The sequence below is a fragment of the Candidatus Hepatincolaceae symbiont of Strigamia maritima genome (assembly GCF_055505085.1).
Genome location: NZ_DBKDTU010000137.1, coordinates 1 through 9,068, shown reverse-complemented (window position 1 = coordinate 9,068; position 9,068 = coordinate 1). Strand labels below are relative to the sequence as shown.

General features: G+C 28.0%; 7 protein-coding genes and 1 pseudogene. 3 read left to right on the top strand and 5 right to left on the bottom strand.

The window, feature by feature from the left end; genetic code table 11:
* Positions 1 to 173: 173 nt before the first annotated feature.
* The 3 genes from ACQCX0_RS03530 to ACQCX0_RS03520 form a co-directional block, all read right to left on the bottom strand.
* A complete protein-coding gene (locus ACQCX0_RS03530; protein WP_462562795.1) occupies positions 174 to 686 on the bottom strand; it encodes an SH3 domain-containing protein in 513 nt (170 codons plus the stop codon).
* An 89-nt stretch (positions 687 to 775) separates the two neighbouring features.
* Positions 776 to 1,924, bottom strand: coding sequence for a tetratricopeptide repeat protein (locus ACQCX0_RS03525; protein ID WP_462562794.1), 1,149 nt, complete (start codon positions 1,922 to 1,924; stop codon positions 776 to 778).
* A gap of 1 nt (position 1,925) precedes the next feature.
* Positions 1,926 to 2,807 carry a hypothetical protein gene (locus ACQCX0_RS03520; RefSeq protein WP_462562793.1) on the bottom strand — a complete coding sequence of 294 codons (882 nt, stop codon included), beginning with the start codon at positions 2,805 to 2,807 and terminating at the stop codon, positions 1,926 to 1,928.
* Between the two features lie 131 nt (positions 2,808 to 2,938).
* Here ACQCX0_RS03520 and tsaD point away from each other — a divergent pair, with 131 nt between their 5' ends.
* Genes tsaD through ACQCX0_RS03505 form a run of 3 tightly spaced genes read left to right on the top strand, consistent with a single transcriptional unit; the run spans position 2,939 to position 5,414 of the window.
* Positions 2,939 to 3,961, top strand: a complete 1,023-nt coding sequence (tsaD, locus tag ACQCX0_RS03515) for a tRNA (adenosine(37)-N6)-threonylcarbamoyltransferase complex transferase subunit TsaD (protein ID WP_462562792.1) — start codon at positions 2,939 to 2,941, stop codon at positions 3,959 to 3,961.
* A 20-nt stretch (positions 3,962 to 3,981) separates the two neighbouring features.
* The gene (locus tag ACQCX0_RS03510; RefSeq protein WP_462562791.1) at positions 3,982 to 4,977 is read left to right on the top strand and encodes an NAD(P)H-dependent glycerol-3-phosphate dehydrogenase; all 996 of its coding nucleotides are present in this window, start codon (positions 3,982 to 3,984) and stop codon (positions 4,975 to 4,977) included.
* Between the two features lie 23 nt (positions 4,978 to 5,000).
* Positions 5,001 to 5,414 carry an EVE domain-containing protein gene (locus ACQCX0_RS03505; protein WP_462562790.1) on the top strand — a complete coding sequence of 138 codons (414 nt, stop codon included), beginning with the start codon at positions 5,001 to 5,003 and terminating at the stop codon, positions 5,412 to 5,414.
* Positions 5,415 to 5,542: 128 nt separating this feature from the next.
* Here the strand turns inward: ACQCX0_RS03505 and ACQCX0_RS03500 are convergent, their stop codons facing one another.
* Both ACQCX0_RS03500 and ACQCX0_RS03495 read right to left on the bottom strand, forming a co-directional pair.
* On the bottom strand, positions 5,543 to 6,922 hold the full coding sequence (locus ACQCX0_RS03500) for a restriction endonuclease subunit S domain-containing protein (RefSeq protein ID WP_462562789.1): 1,380 nt from the start codon (positions 6,920 to 6,922) through the stop codon (positions 5,543 to 5,545).
* Positions 6,923 to 8,761 (bottom strand): annotated as a pseudogene (locus ACQCX0_RS03495) (N-6 DNA methylase).
* Positions 8,762 to 9,068: the final 307 nt, after the last annotated feature.

Sequence of the window (9,068 nt, the reverse complement as noted above, 5' to 3'; positions counted from 1 at the left end):
ATACTATTGAAAAGATTGCCAATACAAGTAAGTAATGCTGATAGGTAATTTCTATGTAAAGAAGTCTAAGTGTTGTAGAGAGTTTAGAATTCCTATTTATAAATTAATCTAGTGCAATCCTCTTTAAGATTTTATATAATAAGCTATATCTAGTAGTGTGAAATAAGTTAGAGTTATTTACTTATACCCCATAAATATTCTTTTAAAACCCATCCTATAATACTACGTTTATTAGATAATTTAAGATATATCTTACAATAATCAGTATTTAAGGCACACTTTTCAATGCTAACTAAAAGACCATGTTTTAAAGTAACTAAAATCTTAGAACCAAAATTAGGGAATCTATAAATATATGTATCATTTAGAATAATTGCCTTTTTATTAGACATAGCTAAAGTTTTATTTAGCCAACCTTCTTGACCACTAAAGTCCTTGATTTTATACCAATTTTTATAAGCTGCAATTACCATAAAAGGTATTGCTTTTTGATTGTAAATAAAAATAATTGGGTATTCCTTAGCCGGTCCGGTTCTAACATAAGATTTATCATACTTAGTACTTAAAAAAAATGGAAATTTTAACGGAATCTTATTAGTAGCATTATAATTAAAAATATAAAACATAACAATAAGAGAAAGTAAAAACAGAATAAACAAAGATATTTTTAATATATTACTATTCACCAAATCCCTCAATACAGTTAATATTCTTATTTAGTCATTCAGTTTAAGGTTTTAACTTAGAATATTGCTAGTTCTTAAAACCTAAGGTTTTAATTAAAAGTTTGGGGAATACTTGCAAACAAAGTTTTATAGGCCTTAAGATATTCTTTTTGTTCTAGCAGAATTTGAGATTTCAGAATAGTATATTTAGGCTCAATTGAAGATACTTTATCTAAATAATTTTGTACCTCTATTTGTTTATCAAACTGAGTTGCTACATAAGCTAATACTAAATAATAACTATTAGTTTCTTTAGCAGAAGAGGGGATAATTTTATTAATTTTAGTTAATAAAGTTTCATAGTCTGATTCTTTAATAAATTCCAAATAGGTTTGAGCAGAGTTTATAGATAGATTTTCTAATAAGCATTTTTCTGCATAATAAGTGATTTTGGCAGTATTTTGGGAATAGTTGTAAGTCATTAAAATTATTTTGTAAATCTTAACAAAATCTGGGAATTTTTTAATTACTTCAAGTCCTATATTTTGGCAATTTTGAATGTTTCCTTGATCTAGTAATTCTTTAGCAAGATAATATTTAGTATAACAATAAACCTTTTTATATTCTTCTTTATTAAGATAAATCTTTTGAGATAAAAGGTTGTTAATATAGTAAAATTGGTTAAACAGTTTATTCTGAAGAGCAATTTCGAATAACTGCATCATGGGCCATGATGTTTTAAGACGTAAATTTAAGGATTTTTTACAAATTAATAAAGCTTCTTCTTTATTATTTAATTTTAAATAAAGTACAGTTTGTATAAACAGTAAAGTATTAGTAAGTTGAGAATTTTTTTCATTATCTCTAATAAAAATTAAAGCCTTATCATATTTTTCTTTTTGAATTAAAGTAATTAGAGTAATTAATTTTTTAATAGCCCTAGTTCTTAGTTTTTTAGTAAGAACATCATTAATAATTTGGTTGCTGTCTAAGTGATTGCTAAAAATTAAATTAATTAATTCTTGTAAGTGCTTGTGGTATTTATCTCTTATAAAGAATCTAAAAATAGAAGATAATAAACCTTTAACATAAACAATTAGTAAAAAAATTACACAAAGGATTATTACTAATCCCAAAACTGAAGAAGTGATATTATAGCCTACCCAATCTATAACTATAAATCCGGGATTTTTAATAAAAAAAGCTATAATAATACTTAATAAAATTATACTTAATAGTAGTTTTGTTCCCCGTATCATATTATTTTCCTGTTGCTAAATGGTTAATTATTTCGTTTTGCAGTGAGACAGTAATGCTATTTGCCAGAATTCGTGCTTGTAAATCTTCTAAAAGTTTATTAAGTATTGGATTATTAAAATCTTGTAAGATATATAAAGTATCTAAAGCTCTTTGCAAATCTCTGTTGGCAAATGCTTCATTTGTTCTTGCTATTACATCCTCTGTTTGAGTAGAATTAGGGTCTTTGGAATCTATTCTCCTAATAATAAAAATATAACTTAAATAATATTTAAGATATCCTTTAAGAGTATGATCGTTCTTATAAGAGCGAATTAAAAGTTTATTTATTAACAGTGTAAAATTTGCAGAAATTAAATCTTCAGACTTTATTCCGGTAGTTTGATACTTCTCTAAGGGTGTAACTAAAGCAAGTAGAGATTTATTTTTAGCATTAATATTTTTAAAGGTTGCCAATTGTTGGGTAAAAGGACGAGAATCTTGTAAAGCACTACTTAGTTGATTAATACTAATTAATGTATAAAGTACATCTTTATCTTGTTGAATAGTTTGAATATTAGTTAATTTAGTAGCAATATTATTTGTTAGGGAATTAAGTTTATTATCTAAAATTGTTAATTGGGAATAGGTATTATTATTCTGGGTTATTAATTGAGATTTTAACTGCTCTATGGTTGTTCCTAAAGTAGTTATTTCATCAAAAGCTGTTACTTCTTCTGCTATGGAAGGTTTAGTAGTTTTAGTAAAAAGTTCTTTCATAAAATATTTATTGTAGTATTTATATCCCAATCCCCCAAAGATTAATATTACTATAAGCAATATAACAAACCAAGTTTTATGGTTAGACTTTTTAGGTTTAATGTTAGAATCTGTAATTTGTATCATTCTTCTACCTATAAAAAATTTATTACTCAATTAATATTATATAATAAAGTATAATTAATCATATAAATAATTATTTAATATACGTTTAATTTTGGAACTATCGGATAACAGAGGGATAATATAGAGGAATTATGTTGGTACTTGGGATTGAAACGAGTTGTGATGAAACGTCAGTTGCGATTATAAGAGATAATAATATTCTCTCACACTTTACTTATTCGCAAATGGAACATGAAATCTTTGGAGGGGTAATTCCGGAATTAGCAGCACGAGCTCACTTGAAGACTATAAATGTAGTTTTACAAAAAGCTTTAATATCTGCCCAAATAACTCTTAAAGAAATTGATGCCATAGCTGTTACTAGCGGACCCGGCTTAATAGGAGGGTTAGTAGTAGGGGTAATTTATGCTAAAACTATTGCATTAGTTCATAATACATTTTATTTGGCAGTGAATCATTTGCAGGGACATGCTCTAATGCCAAAATTAGCCCAAAATCTTGCTTTTCCATATTTATTGTTGTTAATTTCAGGAGGGCATACACAATTTGTAGCGGTATTAGGGGTAGATAAATATAAAATTCTTGGAACCACAATGGATGATGCCATCGGAGAAGCTTTTGATAAAACTGCCAGAGTATTAGGATTGCCTTATCCAGGTGGTAAACATATTGAATGCTTAGCAGAAAGAGGAGATGCTTTTAGATTTATTTTTCCTAAGCCCATGCTGTATAGTCAGGGTTGTAATTTTTCTTTGTCAGGTCTTAAAACTGCAGTTAAAACTACAGTTTTAAAATTACAACAACAAACAACTATTACTAAGAAGGATAAACAAGATATTGCTGCTTCTTTTCAACATACTATTGTAGAGTTATGTGTTTACAAAAGTAAAAAAGCCTATGATATATTCAACAAACTCTTTGGAATTCCTCAAGCTTTCGTGGTATCAGGAGGAGTTTCTGCTAATCTGGCTATTAGAGAGGGTTTAGAGAAGTTTTGTAGCAAAGTTAAGTTAGATTTTTATGCTCCACCACTTGATTTATGTACAGATAATGCACTAATGATTGCTTATGCAGGGCTTTTAAAATTACAGCTAGGGTTAATAGACAACCTAAGTTCTCCTATAAATCCTAGATGGTCTTTGGAAGATATATAAACACTAACAGGAGATATGATATGACAAAAACTAAAATTACTATTATAGGAGCAGGGGCATTTGGCACTGCTTTGGGTAATGTCATAGCTTATGATAATTGTGAAATGATGCTTTATGCTATAGAAGAAGAAGTAGTAACGTCAATTAATCAACAGAAGATTAATCATAAATATTTACCTAATATTGTGCTTACAGAAAATATTACAGCAGTTAACTCCCTTAACACAGCAGTTACAGCTAGAGATTTGATAATTATTACTACTCCTTCTCAACATATTCGTAAAGTAGTAAAAAGTATGGATAAATCGCTGATTAAAGCCCCTATTATTATTGCTTCTAAAGGATTGGAATTACCGGAGGCTAAATTCTTATCACAAGTAGTACTTGAAGAAATACCTCAAGCAGAGATGGGAATTTTAAGCGGTCCGAGTTTTGCTTCTGAACTAGTACTTAATAAACCCACAATTTTAGTGTTAGCTACAAAAAAGTTAGATAATGCCTTAGAGTTAGCTGAAAAATTAACTAGACATAACCTTAGAATTTATGCTTCTACTGATATTATAGGCTCGCAATTAGGGGGAGTAGTAAAAAATGTATTGGCTATAGCCTGCGGTATAACAGCCGGGCTTAATTTAGGATATAACGCATTATGTGCTCTACTTACCAGAGGATTAACTGAAACTATAAGTTTAGCGGAAAAACTAGGTGGTAATAAAGATACTATTACCGGAATTAGCGGATTAGGAGATTTAGTTTTAACTGCTACTAATAAAGAGTCACGTAATTTTTCTTTTGGTTTTGCTATCGGAGAACTTGGTGCTTATAGTGAAGAGTTGGTGTCTGCTAAATCCGGAGTACGTGAGGGATATTATAATGCTCAAGCTATTTATATGTTGGCGGAAAAATATGCTGTGGAGATGCCGATTTGTAGGGAAGTTTATAATATTTTGTATGAGCAAAAAGCAGTAAAAGAATCTATTATAAGTTTATTAAATCGCTCCCTTAAGGCTGAATAATGTAAATAAAGTCAGTATAACCAATGCAGTATTTTTTATTAAAAAGTGAACCTAATCTTTGGTCATATCAGCAGCAAGAGGAAAAGGGTATTGAGGTTTGGGACGGGGTAAGAAATTATCAGGCAAGAAATTATATGCGGCAAATGCAAATAGGAGATTTAGCTTTGTTTTATCACTCTAGTATCGGGAAAGAAATAGTGGGAATTGTAGAAGTAGTAACTCCATATTATCCGGATTGTAAAGAACCAAGATTTGGATTAGTAGCAGTAAAAGCTTATAAAACACTAACTCAACCGGTTACTTTAGCACAAATTAAACAACATCCTGAGTTACAGGATATGCTATTAGTAAAGCAATCAAGATTATCAGTAATGCCGGTTACTAAACAAGAATTTAAGCTTATTCTAAAATTAAGTAATACTGATAATGATATTTAAAAATCTTTAGGTTAAAGTAGAAGTAAACATTTACAACAATTATCTTGGTAATTATATGCTTAACAAAGGTATTAACATCCTATAATATAGTCATATAAACAATTTGTAGGGTTTAGAGAAAAATATTATCATAAGCTAATATCTAATTTTTTTAATTGTTCATTAATCCATTTTTCAGCAACGGTTTCGTCATTTTCTATTGCTTTTTCAACTCCTTGCTTAGCTATTTCAAGAAGTTGTTTAGATTGAGTTCTTGCAAGTGTTGATTTTTGAACTAAAGAGGCTATTTGTTGTTGACAATCTAATAGAGGAATTACAACATTTTCTATTTGATTTACTAACCAATGATTTATTAAAGCTCCTCCTGAATCTTTTTCTGCTTGTGATGAAACTAAAATAGAATTAAGAACTAATGTTAAATATTCTTGCTTTATATTTGTTTTAACAGATAATCTTAGAATACCACTTGAGCAAATCATTTTTCTTGTATCTTTAGGTAAATAACAAGCTATTCCCACAGAACCATCTTTAGAGAGAAGTATTTCTCCCTTAACTGGTTGATGATTTTTGTTTTCTTCATAAAACTCATTAGAAATATATTTTTGATTATTATCAGTTAAAGCAATTTTTGACATATTACTTATCCTAATAAATGGGATTCCCTTTTCTCTATATTCAGCACTACCTGGTTCTATACATTTTTTAATAGCTACTATATTTTTTAATTGATCAAACTTTTTAGCCTTAATTTTAGAAATTATATCATCATATTTAGGTTGGTAGTATTCGGCATCAAGTCTTGCTGATTTCTGCACTTCTGAGTAATTTTTAATATAGTATAGTGTATGTTTTGTTTGCCAATATTTTAAGCCTACTTCTTCTAATAATAAATCCTCTGCTTGTTGATATAATTGGTTACTTTCTTCTTGTAAAGAGTTTGCTTCTTTAACTAATTTTTCTATTATTAGTTGAAATTTATTTGAAGGATTATAAATATCAAAATCAAGTAAAGCTTGCTGTGTAATACTATAATTTGAAATACCATGTTTATATTTTTCAAATAAAGCTTGTCCATAATAAGAACTTAGAAATATTTTTAAGTAATAAGAATTAATATTGTTAATTTTTAAATGAAATATCTCTGAACTAATATAGCTATTTTTAATTTTATCATTGTAAACAACTTCTGATTTTCCATAATTACCTTTTCTTGTTATTAAAAGATCACCAATATTTAAAATAATTTTATTTTTGCTTGTATATGGTACTTTATCTGTTGTAGCTAAGTTACCTAAACCAAAACTATTAAAATCTCCTGTTTTTATATAATTAATTCCTTTATAAACATATGTTCTTATATCATCACCATTTACTATAATAGAAGTAAAATCTTTTAACTTAATAGTATTTATATTTGATTTATATAATTGAATGATAAAAAATTCAGCATCAATTCTAAAATCAATTCCTATTCTAACCTCACTTAAATTTATTATAGAATATTGCACCTAAGATTCCCAAAAGCTTAATTTTTCAGATTTAGCAAATTCTATAAATGCCTCTGCAATATCAAATAAATCATGTACAAGCTCTTCTTTACCATCTATAGTTTTCTTAATATATTCCCCTGAATTATCCTTACCGCTTTGTTCACTTGTAGCAAAAAATATAGGATAGTCTATAAGTTTTGGACAAAGTTTTGTATCCCATTTTTGTAAGAAAATAACACTAGTTTTTGTTCCCGTATGTGGCTTAAATGTATTTACTTCTAAGCCTACTACTGCTAGTATTCTTGCTTTGTTAGCTAAAAACTCCCTAATATATTGCTCAGAGGTATTATTAAATACCCCTTGGGGTAATACCAAGGCTAAACGACCACCGTCTTTTACAAAATTCAAGTTTCTTTCTATAAATAATAAGTGCCTTGAAATTTTTGTTTGTTTTTCTTTTACAACATTAGGATATTGAGTTAAAATGTGTCCTTCATTAACTTCTCCTGCAAAGGGTGGGTTTGCCAATAGAATATCAAAATTAAAATTTTTATAAGAATCATCGCGTATTAGTTTTTCATTTTCAAAACTAACTTTTATACTATCAGACCACGAATCAGAATCTAAAGAATTTTCTTTGAAAATATGGCTTTTACCATCCCCTGCTATTAACATCATTGCTTTTGAAATTTTTGAACTTTTTTCATCAAAATCAATACCCCATAAATATTTTGAGGCATATCTCTGTAAAGCTGATTTACTTGATTACTTTACATCTTTTATATAATTCATAGTATGAATTAGAAAGCCACCGGAACCACAGGCTGTATCTATTACTAATTCTTTATTGTGAGGATTCATCATTTTTACACACATATCAATAACATGACGAGGTGTAAAGTATTGACCTTTTTTACCTTTTGCAACATCCGGTATTAAATATTCAAAGGCATCATCAATAACTTGTAAATTTGAATCCATTAAAGAGAATTCTTGTAAGCTAGCAACTATAAATACTAAATGAGTATCTTTTAACTTAATCTTATCACTATCTTCAAAGATATCTTTCCATTCTTTTTTTGCTGATTCAAATAATTTATCTATAAATTGTTTTGTAATTTGGGTATCTTTTCTAGCTCTGAATTCTAGTATATATTCTTTATTCTCTATAGCTTGGATTTCATCGTATATTTTTGCATAGATAATTTTAAAAATTTCATCAAAAGCATTGTACCCGGAGTTAGCTAAAACTAATTCTTCTAAGTTTTGAATAATTTGTTTTAATTGTTTTGGCTCCTCAAGATAGTCATAGGTAAAAGTTTTTTCAAAAACATCTTCTACTTCTTGTTTATATTCCGGAATAAACGGTAAGGCTGAAAAATCTTTAGGGTATGGTCTATGTAATATTTCCTGAGTTAAGCCGTTAATAGCTATACCTATTTGGGCACCTTCTGCATTTAAGTAACTTTTAAGTTGTTTTACATCATTTTTTTCTTTAGGATTTTTAACCTCAACTATTATATAAGGAGTAATTTTGTCATCTTTATAAACAACAATATCAGCTCTTTTCTTTTCTCTACCAAAATTGACAGAAACTTCAATCTCTATTAAGGATTTAGGGTATTTATACTTATGTATAAGCCTATTAATAAATAATTGTCTTACTATTTCTTCAGGTGCCGTCTTTTTCTCAGTATAAACTAATTTTTCTTCTTCTTTATTTGAAAAACTTTTAAGATACCATTTATTGCTATTCTCTTCTTTCTCAAAAAAGATGAGTTGTTGGTTTTCATCTTTTGTAAATAAAGATAGATTTTCTAATGAATTTGGGAATATTTTATTTATTATATTTTCCATGATTAATATTTTGATTCTTATTTATGTTTATTAGGTTATTATTTTAGGCTTGTCTTTAGTGTTCGTTACACTAATGTAGTATATCATATGCCTAATTCTAATAACAATGCATTAAACTTTGTTTAGTAGTTTTTATCTTACTTTTTTACGCTTGGGGTGGCAATTATGGTAATTTTGATGATTATTACCATAATTATTAATTACTATTTAGGGTGTTTAATGATTGAATAATACTATGTAGAAGCGGTAAACGGCTTACCGGCAAGATCGGAAGAGGGTCGTGTAGGGAAAGAGTGTAGATCTCGGT

Coding starts and splice junctions, on each gene's coding strand:
- ACQCX0_RS03520 (WP_462562793.1), bottom strand. CDS start 2,807: ATGATACAAATTACAGATTCTAACATTAAACCTAAAAAGTCTAACCAT.
- ACQCX0_RS03505 (WP_462562790.1), top strand. CDS start 5,001: ATGCAGTATTTTTTATTAAAAAGTGAACCTAATCTTTGGTCATATCAG.
- ACQCX0_RS03525 (WP_462562794.1), bottom strand. CDS start 1,924: ATGATACGGGGAACAAAACTACTATTAAGTATAATTTTATTAAGTATT.
- ACQCX0_RS03510 (WP_462562791.1), top strand. CDS start 3,982: ATGACAAAAACTAAAATTACTATTATAGGAGCAGGGGCATTTGGCACT.
- tsaD (WP_462562792.1), top strand. CDS start 2,939: ATGTTGGTACTTGGGATTGAAACGAGTTGTGATGAAACGTCAGTTGCG.